We start from the raw sequence: 18,409 nt of genomic DNA, 5'->3' as shown, positions 1-18,409 counted from the left end.
ATGGTCAACGATCGGCCGGCCCCCCATGGGGTCGGCCGATTCTATTTCTACAAGAACATGCGCTAAATTTCACGCGCCGCCCATTTGGACATCCGCTCCCACAGCAGCCCGTAATTCTCCCATTCGTGGAGGTTGCCGCACCAGTGATAGACGGGGTCGGTGGTGTAGGCGACCGACCGGCCCTTGCCATACTCGGCGACCGCCATGAACACGTCGCCGCGCACCCTCATCAGCACCTCGGCCTCCGGCTTGGCCTCGACCTGGTTGTAGCCGAGGATGATGCGCTCGGGATCGAACGCGACGCCCTTCAGGATCGGGTGGTCGGCGGCGAGCACGTCGAGCCTGGCGCCGTCGGGCGTTTCGATGCGATCGTCGATGCCGCGCTGGATGAGCACCGGCAGGACCTTCTCGATCGGCGTGCCGCCCCAGATGCCCTTGCCCTCGATGCCGGAGAAGGTGGTGTAGCCGCCGGCCATGATCAGGCCGCCGCCGTTCTCCACCCATTTGCGGAAGTTGCCGACCCGGTCGGGACCCATGGGGACGATACGCTCCCGGTTGCCGGGCAGCAGCGCCAGGTTGTTGTAGCCGACGTCGCTCAGGATGATGACGTCCCATTCGGCGAACTGCTCGGGCGTCATCGGGAATTCCGCCCGCACCTTGTCGGCCGGCATGTGGGTGAGCGCTATGCCCGGGCGCGGCTTCAGCGCCTCGCGCAGGACGCTCGCCGAGTCCCGGTAGTAGTTGTTGATGAAGGTATCCATGCCTTTTGCGGAGATCAGCGTTTCCGCCTGGGTATCTCCGCAGTATAGCACCCGAACTGCCATTCTATCGTCTCCTCTTGGTGAAGGTGATGCCCGGTCAGTTGCTCGGCTGGTTGAAGCGCAAGCCGTCGTTGACCGTGAACGTGTCGAGGCCGTTGGCCTCCATTCCCCAGGCAGTCAGGATCTTGCCGTAGCTGCCGTCGGCCTTCAGTTCGGTGAGCGCGGCCTGGACCGCGTCGCGAAGCGCCGTGGAGGTTTTCTTGAACGGCATGGCGTTGTAGCCGCTGCCGTATTGCTCGAAGGCCAGCACCTCGAGGTTGGCGGCATCCGGCGAGGTCTTGATGATGTAGGCGGCGACGCCGTACTGGTACATGGTGGCGTCGGCGCGCTGGGTGCGCACCTGCAACAGGGCCTGGTTGATATCCGGGAAGACCTGGATGTTGATCGGGTTGCCGGCGCACTTCTCGTTCTGCTTCTCGACCAGCCCCTGCATGACCGAGCCCTGGAGCACGGCGGTGCTCTTGCCGCAGAGGTCGGCGATGGTCTTGATGCCGAGCGGATTGCCCTTCAGAACGACGATGGCGTTGCCGTCGGTGGAATAGTCGACGAAGTCGACCTTCTGCTCGCGGGCCGGCGTGTCGCCCATCGAGGTGATCGCCATGTCGAAGCGGCCCGCCTCGATGGCGGCGATGATGCCGGGGAACTTGACGGTCGACCATTCGACCTTCACCCCCAGCTTGGCGGCGATGGCGTTGCCGAGGTCGACGTCCGATCCGGTCAGCGTCGAGCCGTCGGCCTGATAGAAGGTGTAGGGCGGCACGCTCGGATCGGTGACGATCTTCAGCGTCCCGCCCTTCAAGTCGGCCGGCAGTTTCTCGGTGAGGGCCGGCGAGGCCTCGACCGACAAGGCTTCGCCGTTCGGGCCGATCTTCAGGTCTTCGGCCGACGCCGCATAGGTGCCGGTCATCAGGACGACGAAGGACGCAAGTGCGGCGACTGAATATTTGGACGTTAGCATTCTCGTTCTCCTCTGGTTTTGTTGGACCCTGCGTAATCAGGCCTGTTGGCGGCCTTTTTTATTTATTCCTGCTGGCGACAAGTCTTCGGATGGCGGTCAGGCCGACACGGCCGGGCGGCCGGCGGAAAAATGCGCGCGGATGTAGGCGGTGTCGCCGCCGTCGATGAGATCGGCGATGGCGACGCCGACGGCGGGCGCCATCTTGTAGCCGTGGCCGGAGAAGCCGGCGGCGATGACGATGCGCTCGCTTGCCGGGTGATGGTCGATGATCGGATGGTCGTCGGCGGTGAAGCCGTCGAGATAGACGCCGGATCGGGCCGGTTCCGGATCGACGCCTTCCAGCAGCGTTTGGGCGACGCGCCGCATGATCGCCGTGTCGGCGTGGCTGACGGTGCGGATCACCTCGTCGGGGTCGATGTCGCTCTGAAAATTGACCGGCGGCATGATCTTGATCGTCCAGCCGTCCATCGACGGGAAGCCCGAGTAATCGATTTCTGAAGTGCGCCGGATACAGACCGGGAAGCGGTCCGGCAGGTAGGCTCCGACGTCGTCGACGCCGAACCAGGTTCCGACCAGCCGCCGGGCGATGAAGCGCGGCGACGGCACCGAGATCGCCCGGGTTCCCCAGGCGCCGCAGGTGACCACCGCCGCGTCGAAGCGGCGGGTCGTTCCGTCCGCGGTGACGTCGACGCCGTCGGCGACGGGCTCGATGCGCTCGACCTCGCAGCCCTCGTTGACGGTGGCCCCGAGGGCTTTTGCCGCCCGGACCGCGGCGCGCACGCCGAGCTCGGGCCGGAGCAGCGCCCCGTCGACGTCGAACAGGGCGAATTCGCCGCCGGACAGCCGGTGCTGCGGGAAGCGGCGCCGCAGCTCCGTCTCGTCGAGCACCTCGTGGCGGACGTCGTGCTCGCGGGCGCCCTCGATGGTGCCGAGCAGCCAGTCGGCGCCGCGATCGCCGATGTAGAGGCAGCCGGTGGGGTAGTGGAACTTGCGGTCGGAGCCGGCCTGCAGCTCCTTCCAGAGTTCCAGCGAGCGCTTGAGCAGGGGGATGTATTGCTTTCCCTCGCGGTAGGCGAGGCGGAAGATCCGGGATTCCGCCCCGTGGGCGCCCATGTCGTGCGGAACGCCCATGCGGTCGAAGCCGGTCACCCGGTATCCTCGCCCGGCGAGTTGCCACAGCGCCATGCTGCCCATGGCGCCGACGCCGACCACTGCGATGCTTTTGGAAGCCATGGTTCTCTACTCCGAACAGGAGAGGTTCACTTGATTTTCGACAGAAAGGCCTTGGTGCGCGGCTCGGACGGGTTGGCGAGCACCTCGCCGGAAACGCCCTGTTCGACGATGCCGCCGCCATCCATGAACACGACGCGGTCGCTGACTTCCCGGGCGAAGCCGATCTCGTGGGTGACCACCACCATGGTCATGCCGGTCCCGGCGAGGCCGGTCATCACGGAGAGCACCTCGTGGACGAGCTCGGGATCGAGCGCCGAGGTCGGCTCGTCGAACAGCAGCACCTTGGGTTCCATCGCCACGGCACGGGCGATCGCCACGCGCTGCTGCTGCCCGCCGGAAAGCTGGGAGGGACGATGATGGATGAAGCGTTCGAGACCGACGGAGGCCAGCACGGCGCGCGCGATGTCGCGGGCCTCGGACCGCGGCAGCCTTTTCACCAGCCGCAGCGCCAGCGAGACGTTTTCCTCGGCGGTGAGGTTGGAGAACAGGTTGAAGCGCTGGAACACCATGCCGATGCTGGCGCGCTGCCGGGCGAACACGCGGGCCGGCAGCTCCCAGAGCACGCCGTCGATCTCCTGGCAGGCGACGCGCTCGCCATCGACCCAGACGCCGCCGGCATCCGGCACCTCGAGGAAATTGAGGCAGCGCAGGAAGGTGCTCTTGCCCGAGCCGGACGGACCGATGATGCAGACGACCTCGCCTCGCTTGACGTCGAGGGAGACGCCGCTCAGCACCAGGTGCGGACCGAAGGACTTGGTGATGTCGCGGGCTCGCAGCATCACGCGGGCGGCGGCCGTATCGAGGGCGACGGAGGGGGCGAGCGCGTTCATGCCTGCTCTCCCACCATGCGACGGATGGCCCGGTCGTCGCCGAAGCGGCGCTCCAGCCAGAACTGGATGCCGGAGGCGATGGTCGTCATCAGCAGGTACCAGAGCGAGGCGACGATCAAGAGCTCGATGACCTGGAAATTGCGGGCGTAGATGTCCTCGCTCTTGGTCAAGAGTTCCTGCGCCCCGATGACCGACACCAGCGAGGTGTTCTTCAGCATGCCGATGGTCTGGTTGGCGGTCGGCGGGATGATCACCTTCAAGGCCTGGGGCAGGATGATGTGGGCCATCACCTGGCCGCCGCCCAGCCCGATGCTCTGGGCGGCCTCGCGCTGTCCCTTGTCGACCGAGCCGATGCCGGCGCGGACGATTTCCGACATGTAGGCGCCCTCGTTGAGGCCCAGTCCGAGGAGGGCGGCCATGAAGGGCGTCACCAGGGCGTTGACGGAGACCGACCAGCCGCCGAAGCCAACGGTCGGGAACACCAGCGCGATGTTGAACCAGAAGATCAACTGCACCAGGAGCGGCGTGCCGCGGAACATCCAGACATAGAGCGCCGAGGCCGCCGAGACGGCCGGATAGCGCGAGACGGCCATCACGGCCAGGCAGACGCCGAGCAGGACGCCGACGATCATCGACAGGGCGGTCAGCTCCAGCGTCATCGCCAGCCCGGACAGGATGGCCGGATGGAAGAAGAAGGCCCAGATGACGGTCCAGTTGAAGGCGCCGCTGGTCAGGATGTAGGCGGCGAGCGCGGCGGCCGCGAAAATCACGAGGGAGGTGACGGCCATCCGCTTGCCGCGGCCGAGCACGCGAGGCTTTCCGGAGAGATAATCCTGGGCGCCGCTGACGGCGGAGGGAGACGCGTTTGCCATGTGTACCCCGCTCAGATATCGATTTCAGAGTATGTGAAATCGATATCTTGTCAACTCCAAATCATTCGCATTTTCACGTAAGACGCGTTTAGCCGCCTTATGCCCCCAGCGCGCGTCAAGGTCGATATTTCCCCAAGCACTGAAAAATCAGGACACTTTCCGGGCGCGCGCGCTTGGCGTTCTCAGCCGGCCTTGCCGGGCGACCGGACGGGTTGTCTATCAAAAATGTCTCTTTTTGATAGACAAAACCCTTTGCCTTTCATGGATGCCGCTCAAGATGGTTTGAGTGTCAGAAAGGGCGCTTTTTGAAAGCCAACGGACTTTGTCTCTCATCGCTAAACGGCATACGGGCTTGCTTCTCAAGCGCTGCCCAATTTGAGAGGCACGTCTTGCTGGATCAGCGGCTACGCCTTGCCCGAGGACACCAGCAGGTAGAGCGAGCCGCGATAGGCGGGCTCGCGGCGCAGGGCGCCGTATCTGGCGTCCCAGGCGCCGGATGCGAGGTCGGCGGCGAGGCGGGCGACGGCGGCGTCGGCCTCTTCGGGGGTGATGAAGCTCCAGGCCGAGCAGGACAGGCGCGCCGCCGGTTCCAGCAGCTTTTCCGGCCGGCCGTAATAGGCCTCGTTGAAGCCGTCGCGGCAGTCGAAGGGGATCGGCACGGCGATGCGGGTGATCGGCGTGCCGAGCCCTTCGGCCACCTTGTCGAAGGACGGATAGCGCCGCACCTCGGTGGCCAGCACCTTCGGCGCGTAGTCGGAGAGCCAGAAGGCCTCCACCTCCCGGGGATCGCAGGTGAGGATCACCACCGGGCCGCGGGTGACGCGGCGCATCTCGCGGAGGCCGGCGGCAAGGTCGGTCCACTGGTGGATGGTGAAGCTCGCCATGGCGGCGTCGAAGCTGTCGTCGGCGAACGGCAGGCGCTCGGCGGTGGCGTCGATGGCCGGCGCGAGCTCCGGCGGCCGCTGCGCCCGCATCGAGGCCGACGGCTCGACGGCGGTGACGTGGCGATCGGCCGGCTCGTAGGAACCGGCGCCGGCGCCGACGTTGAGCACCGTCCCGGCCGGGCCGAGCGCCTCGGCGATCATGGCGGCGATGCGCGGATCGGGCTGGCGATAGGCGCTGTAAGTGTGTCCGATCCGGCCGTAATCGGCATCGCCGGCGCTGCCGTCCCGATGGCGCATGGCTTCCCCCTTCCACGTCGGTCCCATCATAGGGACACAATGCGGCAAACGGATGGGCGGCGTTTGCCTTTATGCCTTCTGCCGCCGCCGCGCCCAGGCCTGCCGCGCCTGTTCGCGGGCGTCCTCGAAGCTGCCGCGATCGCCCATAAGGCACAGCAGGGCCACCGCCGCCGTGTTGACGATGGTCGCCTCGGCGAAGGCGTCGCGCGCCGCGCCGGTCCACACGGCCCGCCAGTATTCGTGCTGCGTGAACCCGATCGGGACGCGCTCCCGCTTGGCCGGCATGGCGGGCAGGTTGCTGTCCAGCGGCTTGCCGGCGACCAGGCGAAACAGCGTCGTCATGCGATCCGGCGTTATCTGGGCGAGGTCGCGGCTGGCGCCGATGATCGCCAGTTCGTCGACGCCGAGCAACTGGGCGACGCTGCGGTAAAGATCGCGGTTCGCTCCCTCGGCGGCGCCCAGCAAGACGGCCGGCGCCCTGAGCGGGTTGACGAGGGACACCGCATTGTTGAGCGGATTGCGCATCTCGAACAGCGGATAGGTGGCGAGCAGGGCGTGAACCTGCGGCGAGAAGCCGCCGACGGGGACGTAGGCGATCCCCCGCTCGTTCATGGCGGACGCCGCGTCGGGCAGGGTCAGGCAGACCGGGATGGACGATTCCTCGGCCGCGGCCTCCAGCTTTCCGCTCTCTGGCCCGCCGCCGAAATGCCCGTGCATCAGAACGCGATAGCCCGACATGGCGACCAGCCGCGCCGCGTGGATGAACCATGGCGGGTTTCGCCAGCGCGGCGAAAGGTAGGCCGGCCAATCGAGGTCGGGACGCACGTCCTCGCCGACGGCGGCCGGCCGGCAGGCCTGCTGGATGGCCTCGACGAAGCCGGCCAGCTCCGGCGCCGTCACGCCGCGATACTGGATGACCATCAGGAGGCCCCCGATCTGAAGCGGGTCGGCCTCGCCCCGCAGGATGATGCCGAGGGCGTCCCTGGCTTCCTCCCGGGTCAGCGGCCGGCTGCGCCCCGGTCCCGGCGAAACATGCGAGATGTATTTGGCAAGGCGCCGGTGCGGCGGGGCGCTGGCGCCGATCATCGCGCTTCGGCGCGCGATGTGCTCGGGCGACGGCGTGCCGTCAAGGGAATCGCTGCGCGTCACCGACAGCGGCGGCGGCGCCAGGCGCGCGCGCCTGTGCCAGCCGATGTCGCCGTCCCATGCCTCGTCTCCGGCCTCGCCATGCAGCAGGGCCTCGCTGTCCACCACGAAGCGTCTGACGCCCTGGCGCAGCGATTCCGCCAAAGGCGTCGGCCGCATGCCCCGGCCCGTCCGTACCATGATCGGGTCGCCGTAGTGGTCGCGAATTTCCGACAGCATCCGGCTGACGGCCGACAGTTGCAAGCCGAGGCTGTCGGCCGCCGCGCCGACGCTGCCTTCCCGGAGCAGGGCGTCCAGCACCATCAGCAGCTTCAGCCGACCGACCGGCGAAGACTTGCCGTCGTCCCCGACGGCGGCGGTGCTCTTCCTCGGCGGCATCATAAGGCTAGCCCTCTCGCGTTGGTCGGCCGACTATCCAAGGCGCCGGAGCCGCTGGCCCATCGGATGGCCCGCGGCTTGTTCCCCCGTGCTTCGGTCCGTAAAGCTGACTATAATATTCATCTTTTATGGGCACCAGCCGATTTTGAGAATCGGGCGCATTTCCAATTTCGCAATACGTAGAAGCGCTGCGGCCGCGTCCCTCCGCATGGCGAAAATGCAAATTGGAATGGTTCGAAATCGTGAGGATTGACCCGTTTGCGCCCGCCTCGCTAAGCACGGACCACTGCCGCACGGCTCGTCATCCGGACGGACCCGGGCCCGAAAGAGGTCTTCGAAATGAGATTATCGCTGAAGCTCGCGACGCTCCTGCTGGCCGCCATCGCCTGCACCGGCCAGCCGGGCGCCGCCGGCGCCGAGACGCTCGTCAAGCACGCCAAGGGCGAAACCGTTCTGCCATCGGTGCCGGAGCGGGTGTTCGTCTACGACCTCGCCAGCCTCGACACGCTGTCGGCGCTCGGCGTCGAGGTGGCCGGCGTTCCCGGCGGGGTCAAGCCGGACTATCTTCAGAAATACAACGCCCCCGAGGTCGCCAAGATCGGCTCGGTGTTCGAGCCGGATTTCGAGAAGGTGAGCGCCGCCGCGCCCGACCTGATCATCGTCGGCGGCCGCTCGTCCGCCAAATACGCCGATCTCGCCAAGATCGCCCCGACCATCGACCTGACGCCGGATTTCACGAACTTCGTCGGCAGCGCCAAGACCAACATCGAGACCCTCGGCTCGATCTTCGGCAAGGACGCCGAGGCCAGGGGGCTGATTGACAAGCTCGACGCCTCGATCGCCGACCTCAAGGGCAAGGCGGGGAAGGCCGGCAAGGGCATGCTGCTCTTGACCACCGGCGGCAAGCTCAGCACCTTCGGGCCGGGCTCGCGCTTCGGCATCCTGTTCTCCGAATACGGCGTCGAGCCGGTCGACACCGGCCTCAAGGTCGGCATGCACGGCCAGCCGGCGTCCTTCGAATATATCCTCGACAAGAATCCGGACTGGATCTTCATCATCGATCGCGACGCGGCCATCGGCCATCAGGGCGGCGGCGCCCTCAAGCTCCTGGACAACGAGATCGTCGGCAAGACCACCGCCTGGCAGAAGGGCCATGTCGTGGCGCTCGATCCGGTCAGTTGGTATCTGATCGGCGGCGGCGTCACTTCGCTGCAGCGGGAAGTCGACCAGTTGATCGCCGCCTTCGACAAGGGCTGACGGGCTCCGCCCTTTCCTATGGCGGGCGATCGTCCGGTCGCCCGCCAATAACTTTTGCGAACGACAGTGAAGCCTTTCCTCGCCGCCTTGCTGCTGGTGCTGCTGCTGTTCCTGGCCAGCCTGCTCGTCGGGGCGAGCGACAGCCTGTCCTGGCACAACGTCCGGGCGCTTCTGTCGGGCGACAGCGACGAGGCGGCCCTGCTGCTGATGGCGAGCCGGCTGCCGCGCGCCATTGCCCTCGTGCTCGCCGGCGCCGGCATGGCGGTGGCCGGCGCCATCATGCAGATGCTGGTCCAGAACCGCTTCGTCGAGCCGTCGACGGCGGGAACGGTGGAATCGGCCGCCCTCGGCATGCTGCTGGTGCTGCTGCTCGCCCCCGACCTGCCGGTGGTCGGCAAGATGCTGGTGGCCATGCTGTTCGCCTTCCTCGGCACCTTGCTGTTCCTCGCCATTCTCCGGCGCATTCCGCTGCGCTCGCCGGTCATCGTGCCGCTGGTCGGCATCATGCTCGGCGGCGTCATCAGCTCGGTCACCTCCTTCATCGCCTATCGCTACGAGATGATGCAGTCGCTCGGCGCCTGGATGAGCGGCGACTTCTCCACCATCCTGCGCGGCCGCTACGAGCTGCTCTGGCTGGCCGGCGGTCTGACGATCGCCGCCTACGCGGCGGCGGACCGCCTGACGGTGGCCGGCATGGGCGAGGAGCGGGCGGTGAACCTCGGCCTCAACTACCGCAGCGTCATGTTCTTCGGCCTGATGCTGGTCGCCGCCGTCACGGCGGCGGTCCTGGTCACCGCCGGCGTCGTTCCCTTCCTCGGCCTGGTCGTTCCCAACTTGGTCCGCCTGTGGCGGGGCGACCGGCTCCGTTCCTCGCTGCCGCTGATCGCCCTGATCGGCGCCGGCCTGGTGATCGCCTGCGACATCCTGGGGCGCACCCTCAACGCGCCCTTCGAGATCCCGGTCGGCACCGTGCTCGGCGTCGTCGGCAGCGTCGCCTTCCTGTTCCTGCTGACCGGGAGAAGAACCTATGCGGCGTGAGGCCAGGGACCGCCGCGGCCGCGGCGTCATCGGCCTGCTGGCGCTCGTCGCGCTGCTCGCCATGGTCGCCTTCATGGTGGTCGGGGCGCACGGCAACTGGGGCTTCGTGCTGCCCTTCCGGGCCGGCAAGCTCGCCGCCCTGCTGCTGGTCGCCTACGCGGTGGCGGTTTCGACCGTGCTGTTCCAGACGATCACCGGCAACCGCATCCTGACGCCGTCGATCATCGGTTTCGACGCCCTCTACATCCTGCTGCAATCGGCGCTGGTGCTGGCGATCGGCAGCGCCGCCACGACCGCCCTCGATCCGCGCGTGATGTTCGTCGTCGAGATGGCGGCGATGGTCGGTTTTTCGCTCGTCCTCTACCGCCTGCTTTTCTCCGGCGCCATCCGCAACCTGTTTCACCTCATGCTGGTCGGCATCGTCCTCGGCGTGCTGTTCCGCTCGCTGTCCACCGTGTTCCAGCGCGTCATCGATCCCACCGAGTTCGTGGTGCTGCAGGATCGGCTGTTCGCCAACTTCAACTCGGTGGATACGGCGCTGCTCGGCGTCGCGGCGCTGGTGGTCGGCCTGGTCACCGCTGCCGGCGCCACCATGTTCCATGCCTTCGACGTGATGGCCCTCGGCCGCGACCAGGCGATCGCCCTCGGCGTCGACCACCGGCGCGTCACGGTCCGCATCCTGGTGCTGGTGACGCTGCTGGTCTCGGTGTCCACCGCGCTCGTCGGTCCGGTGACCTTCTTCGGCCTCTTGGTCGCCAATCTCGCCTACATGCTGGTGCCCGACGCCCGCCACACCCGCACCCTGCCGGCCGCCGTGCTCGTCGCCGTCATCTGCCTGGTCGGCGGGCAGATGCTGCTGGAGCGCGTCCTCGACTATTCGACGGCGCTGTCCATCGTCATCGAGTTCGCCGGGGGGCTGTTCTTCATCCTGTTCCTGCTGCGGGAGGCCGTCCGATGATCGAAATCGCCAACGTCAGCAAGAGCTATGGAAAGAGCCTGGTCGTCGACGGCCTTTCGCTGACGCTTCCCAAGGGCGGAATCACCTCGATCATCGGCCCCAACGGCGCGGGCAAGTCCACGCTTTTGTCGATGATCGCCCGTCTCGTCGATCCGGACGGCGGACGCATCGCGGTCGGTGGCCTCGACGTGGCGACGACGCGCGGCGATCTGCTCGCCCGCCATCTCGCCGTGCTCCGGCAGGACAATCACCTGGCGATGCGGCTGACGGTGCGCGACCTCGTCACCTTCGGCCGCTACCCCTACGGCAAGGGGCGGCTCGGCCCGGAGGACGTGGCGCAGATCGGCCGGGCTCTCTCCTATCTCGGGCTGACCGAGCTTGCCGATCGTTTCCTCGACGAGCTGTCGGGCGGCCAGCGCCAGCGCGCCTTCGTCGCCATGGTGATCTGCCAGGACACCGACTACATGCTGTTCGACGAGCCGCTCAACAATCTCGACATCGGTAACGCCGTGGCCATGATGAAGCTGTTGACCCGCGCCACCCGCGAACTGGGCAAGACGGCGGTCGTCGTGCTGCACGACATCAACTTCGCCTCGCGATACTCCGACCATATCGTCGCCATGCGCGACGGCCGCCTGCACAGCCAGGGCACGCCGGCCGAGATGATCACGCCGGAGGTGCTGCGCGATCTCTACGGCACCGCGTTCGAGGTTCGCGACATCGGCGGCCATCGCGTCGCCGTCTACTACGGCTGAACCGGTACGGCGGCCCGCGGCAGCGCTTTCCATGGCGGCTGGAATGTAAGTATTCCGACCGGGTCCGCCGCGTCTTGTTGCCGCATATGCAAATTAAATTTGTTCTAAAAGAGGCGAATTGCCGACCTGAATGCGGCCGATAATATGCAGCCCATCCTCATAAATTATCAAGGGCTGGGTTATTCAATGAGTCCATCTGTCGTTTCGCGATCCGGTGCGGGGAAGTCTGCAAGCGCGGCGCTTCTTCTTGTGGGATGTTCGGTATTCTGCCTGGCCCTGGCGGCGCAGATGCAACCGTCCGCTGCCCAGTCGGCAGCGGACTCCGGCGCGTCCGGCCACGCGTCGGAGACCGGTGACGAGGCGTCCGCCGGCGACGATTCGGTCCTGCTCGATCCGATCGTCGTCACCGCCGAGGAGCAGCTCAAGCAGATGCTCGGCGTCTCGACCATCACCGCCGGCGACCTGAAGAAGCTGCCGGTCACCAACGATATTTCCGAGCTGGTCCGCAAGATGCCCGGCGTCAACCTGACCGGCACGTCGTCGACCGGCCAGCGCGGCAACCAGCGGCAGATCGACCTCAGAGGCATGGGACCCGACAACACGCTGATCCTGATCGACGGCAAGCCGGTGATGTCGCGCAACGCGGTGAAGATGTCGCGCGGTGGCGACCGCGACTCGCGCGGCGACAGCAACTGGGTGCCGGTCGACGCCATCGAGCGGATCGAGGTGTTCCGCGGCCCGGCGGCCGCCCGCTACGGCTCGGGCGCCGCCGGCGGCGTCGTCAACATCATCACCAAGCGCCCGCAAAAGCTGACGGTCACCGCCTCGACGCTGTTCGAGCTGCCGCAGCACGGCGAGGAGGGCAAGTCCTTCCGCACGTCGCTGACGGTCGGCGGGCCGGTCAACGATATCGTGTCGTTCAACCTGACCGGCAGCTTCAATCGCACTTCGCCGGATGGCCTCGACATCAACTCGGACGCGGCGGGCGGCACCAGCGTGGTCGCCGGCCGCGAGGGCGTCCGGAACTACGACGTGCGCGGCAGCGTCAAGATCGCGCCCGACGAGACCAACAAGCTGACCATCGACGGCGCGCTCAGCCGGCAGGGCAATCTCTATGCCGGCGACAGCCTGCTCAGCAACCTGACCGACGCCAACGCCTACCTGAAAGAGAATTACGGGAATGAAACCAACCGCATGACGCGCGGCGCGCTGTCGCTGCAGCACGACGGCAAATACGATTTCGGAACGTCGATGAGCTATCTCCAGTGGGAGCGGACGATCAACTCCCGCCTCGGCGAGGGCTCGACCGGCGCCATCGACGGACAGATCAACTCCGACGCCTGGAAGACGGTCCGCCTCGACAACCTCTCCGCCAAGAGCGAATGGAACCTGCCGTTCGAGCTCGGCTTCGAGCAGACCGCGACACTCGGCGCCGAGTTCCGCGGCGAGTTCATGTACGATCCGGTGTCGATCACCACGGCCACCGCCAACCCGATTCCCGGAACGCCGGCCAGCGCCGCCGACCGCGACAAGCGGACCGAGCAACTGATGCTCGGCCTCTATGGCGAGGACAACATCCGCGTCACCGACGACTGGACGCTGACGCCGGGATTGCGCTTCGACCAGTCCGACACCTTCGGCTCCAACCTGAGCCCCAGCCTCAATTCCTCCTACGAGCTGACGCCGGAAATCTCCATCAAGGCCGGTATCGCCCGGGCCTTCAAGGCGCCGAACCTCTATCAGCTCAACCCCAACTACGTTTACAAGACCCGCGGCAACGGCTGCCCGCCGGGCTATTCGGTCACCGACGGCTGCTACGTGGTCGGCAATCCCGACCTCGATGCGGAGACCAGCATCAACAAGGAAATCGGCATCAGCTACAACAAGGAGGATTTCCTCAACGTCGGCCTGACCTATTTCCACAACGACTACAAGAACCGTATCGCCGCCTCGACGGTGGCGGTCGGCGGCACGTCGGGGACCTACTATTACTTCCAGTGGGACAATACGCCGGAAGCGGTCATCCAGGGCCTCGAAGGCAACCTGTCCTTCCCGATCACCGACACGCTGAGCTGGTCGACCAACGCCACCTACATGATCGAATCCAAGGACAAGACCTACAATCAGCCGCTGTCGCTGGTGCCGAAATATACCATCAACGCCTCGCTGGACTGGCAGGTCCGCGAGGACCTCAGGCTGTCGCTGTCCGGCACCTACTACGGCGAGATCGCCGGCGCCGCCACCAACGTCGGCACCGGCAAGGCGCAGGACGATACGACCCGCGAGGCCTACGGCATCCTCAACTTCGGGCTGACCTACGACGTCACCGAACATCTCGAGCTGTCGGCCGGCGTGAAGAACATCCTCGACGAGCGGCTGTTCCGCACCGACGAGGGCGCCAACAGCTACAACGAGCCCGGCCGGTCGTTCTATCTCGGCATGAACGCCACCTTCTGAGAAAAAAGGCGTCAGCCAGGGAAAGCGGGGAGCGGCATGCCGCTCCCCGTCGGCGTTTGGCGCCTTTGTCCGCATCGATCGGTCTTCGTCGATCCGGACCGGCCCGCGAGGGGGCGCCCGGGCTCCGGCAGCGGCGGCGCCGGCCTGTCCGGGACGCTTCATCCGCGGCGGGCGGACAGGACGGGTCGGGGCGCCGGGAGATGGAAATCCCTGACCTTGCGACAGCTTTTACCGGGGAGAAGAGTGGTAGCAGCGGGTGGAATCGAACCACCGACCTACGGGTTATGAGTCCGTCGCTCTAACCAACTGAGCTACGCTGCCACGATCCGCCGGGCGGCGGAAAGTGCGCCGATATAAGGGCGGGTGAGGGGGGCTGTCAAGCGCCATTCCCCCCCGTGACGACCCTTTGCCGGCGGCGTTTGCCGGGCGGCAAAAAGCCGGCGCGCCGCGGTCCGCGCCGGCCGGCCTTGACCCGAGGCCCGCGGCGCGATTCCATCCGCTGATGAAGCGAATCGTCCTCTTCCTCGCCGCCGCGCTGGCGCTCTCCACCGAGGGCGCCATGGCCGCCGACGCCGCCTTTTCCCGCTGGCTGGAGACCGAGGTCTGGCCGGCGGCCCAGGCGTCCGGCGTCAAGCGCGCCACCTTCGAGGCGGCGGTCACCGGCCTCGAGCCCGATCTCCGCCTGCCGGACCTCAAGCCGACCGGCGGCGGCAACGCCTTCCAGGCCGAGTTCCAGAGCCCGGCCGCCTATCTCGCCGACAACAAGCTCGACGGTCTGGCGGCCGGCGGCCGCAAGCGGCTCGCCGCCAACCGGGCGGTGCTCGACAGGACGGCGCGGGCGACCGGCGTGCCGGCCGGCATCCTGCTGGCCGTCTGGGGCAAGGAATCGGCCTTCGGCGCCGCCAAGATCGAGAAGGACGCCGTCCGCACGCTGGCGACGCAGGCCTACATGGGCTCGCGCCGCGCCGAGTTCTTCCCCGAGCTGGTGGCGGCGCTCCGCATCCTGGAAGAGGAGCACATCTCCCGCGCCGCCATGAAGAGTTCCTGGGCCGGCGCGCTCGGCCAGCCGCAGTTCATGCCGTCGAAGTTCCTCGCCGACGCGGTGGATGGCGACGGCGACGGCCGGCGCGACATCTGGAACTCGGTGCCCGACGTCATCGCCTCGATCGGCCATTTCCTCAGGTCGCGCGGCTGGAAGGCCGGCGTGCCCTGGGGCGTCGAGGTGCGGCTGCCGGCCGCGGTGCCGTGCAGCCTGGAGGGTCCCGACCAGGGCCAGCCGCTGTCGGCCTGGATCAAGGCCGGGGTGACGCGCGCCGACGGCCGCCCGCTCGCGGCCGCCGATGTCGGGCCGGTCGGCCACCTGCTGATGCCGGCCGGGCGGATGGGGCCGGCCTTCCTGGTGTCGGACAATTTCTATGTGCTGAAGGCCTATAACGAATCCGACGTCTACGCGCTGACCATCGGCCTGGTCGGCGACCGGCTGGCCAAAGCCGGCACGATCCGGGGCGGCTGGGGCAAGGTGGGCGGTTTCAGCCGCAGCGACGTGCGCGCCGTGCAGCGGCGGCTCGAAGGCATGGGCCACGACGTCGGCACCGCCGACGGCCTGGTCGGCTTCCGCACCCGCGTCGCCATCGGCCGCTGGCAGGCGAAAAACGGCCTCGCCGTCACCTGCTATCCCGACAAGGCGGTGATCTCCGCCCTGAAATGAAAGGGGGCGCCGAAGCGCCCCCGCCATTGTTGCCGCCGGCTGCTCAGGCGGCCGGGCGGATATCGATCCGCTTGGTCGCCTTGGGCTGATCGGGCGAACGCGGCACCGTCACCTTCAGGACGCCCTTGTCGAACTCGGCCGTGATCTTGTCGCGGTCGGGCGTGAACGGCAGGGTGAAGGCGCGCATGTAGGTGCCGGTCGACCGCTCGGTCAGGTGATAGCGGCGCTTGTCGTCCTTCTCCTCCCGGTCGGACTTGCGTTCCGCCTTGAGGGTGAGCATGTCGTCCTCGAGCTCCAGCTCGATCGCCTTGGGATCGATGCCCGGCAATTCGGCGGTCATCTCCAGGCCGGTTTCGGTCTCGGCGATGTCGACGCGCGGGCTCAGGAAGCCGTCGCCGCCGGAGGCGAGCGTCGGCAGGCCCCAGCCGCGGGTGAAGCTGTCGAAAAGCTGGTCCATCTCGTGGCGCAACGACAGGAACGGGTCCTCGCGCGAGCGGGAGGGAGTCGAACCGCGCCCGAAGGGCATCAGGGATTTCTTGTCCATGGCTAACTCCTTTGTCTCGCGGAGTCCCAGGACGAGAGTTTGTTAATTGCTCCAACGTCTCACGAACGCCTTCTCGGCGTCCGCCAGGGACCCCGTAACGTGGCTCCTCATATATGGGGAGCGGGCGTTGCGGAGTGAAGAGCCGGAAACGCCGCCGGGGCGGGCATTTCTGCCGCGCCCCGGCGATTTTTCCGTCATGCGTGGCCGTTGTCCGGCGCTACTCGGCGCCGGCCGGCACGATGCCCTGGTGGTGCGGCTGGAACAGCCGGCCGCGCTCGGTCCAGTAGACGATCAAGAGCGTCACGGCCGAGAGGGCGAAGAAGCCGGCGGACAGCGGCGCCACCGTGCCGTCGAACGCCTGGCCGATCAGCGCGCCGCCGATGGTGCCTACAATCGTGGTGAAGGCGCCGATCAGCGAGGAGGCGGTGCCGGCCACCTCGCCGAGCGGGTCGAGGGCCAGCGCGTTGTAGTTGGAGATGGCGATCGAGAAGAAGAATTGCATCGCTATCATCAGCGCGATGAACAGCCAGAGCGGCGGCAGGCCGCCGAAGAGATGGGCGGCGACGAAGAAGGCGGCCGTCAGCCCGACGTGGACCAAGTGGCTGCCGTGCGACAGGCGGTGCATGCCCCAGGTGCGCACCAGGCGGCTGTTGACGAAGGCGGCGATGCCGCCGGTGATCGCCACCGAGGCGAAGGCCAGCGGGAACAGCACGCCGAGATGATAGCCGTCGGAGCCGAGGATCTGCTCGGCCGAGCCGATGAAGCCCATCAGCATGGCGAACAGCAGGCCGATGGCCAGCGAATAGCCGACCGCCTCGCGGTTGGTGACGCAGATGCGCGCCGCGTCGAGGATCGACCGCACCGACAGGGCGCGGCGGAACTCGGGATGCAGCGTCTCGGGCATGCGGACGTAGAACCACAGGCCGACGACGATGGACAGCGCCGCCATGGTGGCGAAGATCGACCGCCAGCCGGCCAGCGCCAGCAGCAGGCCGCCGAAGGTGGGCGCCAGCACCGGCACGATCATGAACACCATCATGGTGAAGCTCATGACGCGGGCCATCTCGCGGCCGGCATAGCGGTCGCGGACGATGGAGACGGCGATGACGCGCGCCGCGGCGGCGCCGACGCCCTGCAGCACGCGGGCGACCAGCAGGTGGTCGAAGTCGGAGGCGAGCGCCGAGACGATGGCGCCGGCGATCAGGATGATCAGGCCGGCGATCACCAGCGGCCGGCGGCCGTAGACGTCGGACAGCGGCCCGTAGACGACCTGGGCGACGCCGAAGCCGATCATGTAGGCGTAGACGACGAGCTGCAGCTCGTTGGCCTCGGCCAAGGCGTAGCTGGCGCCGATGGCCGGCAGGGCCGGCAGCATGGTGTCGATGGCGAGCGCCGTCAGGCCCATCAGGGCGGCGACGAGGGCGACGGTCTCGGCAAAGCCGGGACCCTGGCGAACCGGCTGGCCGGTCGTGGTGATCATGACGAAACCTAAAATGCGGGGAGCAGGGCCCGGAGAATGCCGGGACGCGCAAACAAAAACGCTGCGGCCTGCCTGGAGCTGCCTTGTAGCGGTTCAGAGACGTTTTTTCCAGCCCGATCGAGCCAAGTCAGAAAAAATTGATCGGGAAACTGCTTAAGACGAAGGGATAGGTCGGCGCGAATGCGCTTCCGAAGCCGTAAAGGCCGGGCAGCCGGATGCCGCGCAAAACGGCCGAAGAGCCGATCAGCCGGCCAGCTTCCTGTAGAGCGGGGCGAATTCCCGGTGGCTGGTCCGATAGGCGGCCATGACGCCGGCGCGTGGCTTGCGATGTTTGCGCTTCTCGATCAGATCGGCCAGAGCTTCGTCGACGAGCGCCTGAATCTCGCGGCCTTCGCGCTTTGCAAGATCGCGCAGGGCCGCCAGACTCTCGGAATCGACCACGGTGGCGAGCTTTTCGCGGGATTGGGACGCCATGGCGCATCTCCACCAGGAGTGGCATCGTATCGCGACGGGCTTTGATGCTTCAAGACATATGGAGGGCCGCGATGTCCTGCACCGTTCCGGCGTCCGAGGTGGAGAAGAATTTCGGCGCCTATCATGATCGCGCCCTGAGCGAACCGGTCAGGGTCACGAAAGACGGCCGGGAGACGGTGTATATCGTCTCGGCCGGAACCTATCGAAAGATGCGGCGGGCATGGCGCGAGGCGCTCGCTTCGGCCGATCTCACCGATGCCGGACTGGCACGGATCGAGGCGGCCGAGATTCCCGGCGAACATCGCTATTGAGCTGACGG

At 67.1% G+C, this 18,409-nt stretch carries 17 protein-coding genes and 1 tRNA gene; 7 read left to right on the top strand and 11 right to left on the bottom strand.

Features of this window, described 5'->3' with window-relative positions:
• Positions 1–62 precede the first annotated feature (62 nt).
• The 7 genes from CJ014_RS17145 to CJ014_RS17115 all read right to left on the bottom strand — a co-directional run bounded on the left by CJ014_RS17145 (position 63) and on the right by CJ014_RS17115 (position 7,422).
• Positions 63–824: a glutamine amidotransferase gene (locus CJ014_RS17145; RefSeq protein WP_100081704.1), complete on the bottom strand. Its 762-nt coding sequence runs from the start codon at positions 822–824 to the stop codon at positions 63–65.
• 34 nt (positions 825–858) lie between these two features.
• Positions 859–1,779, bottom strand: a complete 921-nt coding sequence (locus tag CJ014_RS17140; RefSeq protein ID WP_100081703.1) for an ABC transporter substrate-binding protein — start codon at positions 1,777–1,779, stop codon at positions 859–861.
• A gap of 96 nt (positions 1,780–1,875) precedes the next feature.
• On the bottom strand, positions 1,876–3,012 hold the full coding sequence (gene solA / locus CJ014_RS17135; protein ID WP_100081702.1) for an N-methyl-L-tryptophan oxidase: 1,137 nt from the start codon (positions 3,010–3,012) through the stop codon (positions 1,876–1,878).
• Between the two features lie 26 nt (positions 3,013–3,038).
• Positions 3,039–3,842, bottom strand: a complete 804-nt coding sequence (locus CJ014_RS17130; RefSeq protein ID WP_280952343.1) for an amino acid ABC transporter ATP-binding protein — start codon at positions 3,840–3,842, stop codon at positions 3,039–3,041.
• On the bottom strand, positions 3,839–4,714 hold the full coding sequence (locus tag CJ014_RS17125; RefSeq protein WP_100081701.1) for an amino acid ABC transporter permease: 876 nt from the start codon (positions 4,712–4,714) through the stop codon (positions 3,839–3,841). Before CJ014_RS17125 ends, CJ014_RS17130 begins: the two co-directional genes overlap by 4 nt.
• Positions 4,715–5,118: 404 nt before the next feature.
• The gene (locus CJ014_RS17120) at positions 5,119–5,895 is read right to left on the bottom strand and encodes a class I SAM-dependent methyltransferase (RefSeq protein ID WP_100081700.1); all 777 of its coding nucleotides are present in this window, start codon (positions 5,893–5,895) and stop codon (positions 5,119–5,121) included.
• Positions 5,896–5,964: 69 nt separating this feature from the next.
• The gene (locus CJ014_RS17115; protein ID WP_245427415.1) at positions 5,965–7,422 is read right to left on the bottom strand and encodes a glycosyl transferase family protein; all 1,458 of its coding nucleotides are present in this window, start codon (positions 7,420–7,422) and stop codon (positions 5,965–5,967) included.
• Positions 7,423–7,758: 336 nt separating this feature from the next.
• Here CJ014_RS17115 and CJ014_RS17110 point away from each other — a divergent pair, with 336 nt between their 5' ends.
• The 5 genes from CJ014_RS17110 to CJ014_RS17090 all read left to right on the top strand — a co-directional run bounded on the left by CJ014_RS17110 (position 7,759) and on the right by CJ014_RS17090 (position 13,884).
• The gene (locus tag CJ014_RS17110; RefSeq protein WP_100081699.1) at positions 7,759–8,676 is read left to right on the top strand and encodes a siderophore ABC transporter substrate-binding protein; all 918 of its coding nucleotides are present in this window, start codon (positions 7,759–7,761) and stop codon (positions 8,674–8,676) included.
• A 66-nt stretch (positions 8,677–8,742) separates the two neighbouring features.
• Entirely contained in the window at positions 8,743–9,714 is a 972-nt protein-coding gene (locus CJ014_RS17105) for an ABC transporter permease (protein ID WP_100081698.1), read from the top strand.
• On the top strand, positions 9,704–10,672 hold the full coding sequence (locus CJ014_RS17100; protein WP_100081697.1) for an iron chelate uptake ABC transporter family permease subunit: 969 nt from the start codon (positions 9,704–9,706) through the stop codon (positions 10,670–10,672). The genes CJ014_RS17105 and CJ014_RS17100 overlap by 11 nt, the downstream gene beginning before the upstream one ends.
• A complete protein-coding gene (locus CJ014_RS17095; protein WP_100081696.1) occupies positions 10,669–11,427 on the top strand; it encodes an iron ABC transporter ATP-binding protein in 759 nt (252 codons plus the stop codon). Before CJ014_RS17100 ends, CJ014_RS17095 begins: the two co-directional genes overlap by 4 nt.
• Positions 11,428–11,715: 288 nt before the next feature.
• Positions 11,716–13,884 (top strand): FepA family TonB-dependent siderophore receptor, encoded by a 2,169-nt coding sequence (locus CJ014_RS17090; RefSeq protein ID WP_100081695.1) that lies wholly within the window; start codon positions 11,716–11,718, stop codon positions 13,882–13,884.
• A 244-nt stretch (positions 13,885–14,128) separates the two neighbouring features.
• On the opposite strand, the gene CJ014_RS17085 is transcribed toward CJ014_RS17090, so the two are convergent.
• Positions 14,129–14,205: transfer RNA gene (locus CJ014_RS17085), tRNA-Met, on the bottom strand.
• A 181-nt stretch (positions 14,206–14,386) separates the two neighbouring features.
• Between CJ014_RS17085 and CJ014_RS17080 the strand changes: the two genes are divergently transcribed.
• Positions 14,387–15,592, top strand: a complete 1,206-nt coding sequence (locus CJ014_RS17080) for a lytic murein transglycosylase (RefSeq protein WP_165790876.1) — start codon at positions 14,387–14,389, stop codon at positions 15,590–15,592.
• 43 nt (positions 15,593–15,635) lie between these two features.
• Here CJ014_RS17080 and CJ014_RS17075 read toward each other — a convergent pair whose 3' ends face one another.
• The 3 genes from CJ014_RS17075 to CJ014_RS17065 form a co-directional block, all read right to left on the bottom strand.
• Entirely contained in the window at positions 15,636–16,136 is a 501-nt protein-coding gene (locus CJ014_RS17075; protein WP_100081693.1) for an Hsp20/alpha crystallin family protein, read from the bottom strand.
• Positions 16,137–16,353: 217 nt separating this feature from the next.
• Positions 16,354–17,616 carry a multidrug effflux MFS transporter gene (locus tag CJ014_RS17070; protein WP_100081692.1) on the bottom strand — a complete coding sequence of 421 codons (1,263 nt, stop codon included), beginning with the start codon at positions 17,614–17,616 and terminating at the stop codon, positions 16,354–16,356.
• Between the two features lie 243 nt (positions 17,617–17,859).
• Complete coding sequence (locus CJ014_RS17065; protein ID WP_100081691.1) at positions 17,860–18,090, bottom strand: hypothetical protein; 231 nt, start codon at positions 18,088–18,090, stop codon at positions 17,860–17,862.
• A gap of 71 nt (positions 18,091–18,161) precedes the next feature.
• On the opposite strand from CJ014_RS17065, the gene CJ014_RS17060 reads away from it, so the two are divergent.
• On the top strand, positions 18,162–18,401 hold the full coding sequence (locus CJ014_RS17060) for a type II toxin-antitoxin system Phd/YefM family antitoxin (RefSeq protein ID WP_100081690.1): 240 nt from the start codon (positions 18,162–18,164) through the stop codon (positions 18,399–18,401).
• Positions 18,402–18,409 lie beyond the last annotated feature (8 nt).

It is taken from the genome of Pleomorphomonas carboxyditropha (assembly GCF_002770725.1).
In the GTDB taxonomy this organism is placed as follows: Bacteria; Pseudomonadota; Alphaproteobacteria; order Rhizobiales; family Pleomorphomonadaceae; genus Pleomorphomonas; species Pleomorphomonas carboxyditropha.
The sequence above is the reverse complement of the archived record's forward strand: the minus strand, read 5'-3'. Positions and strand labels throughout refer to the sequence as shown.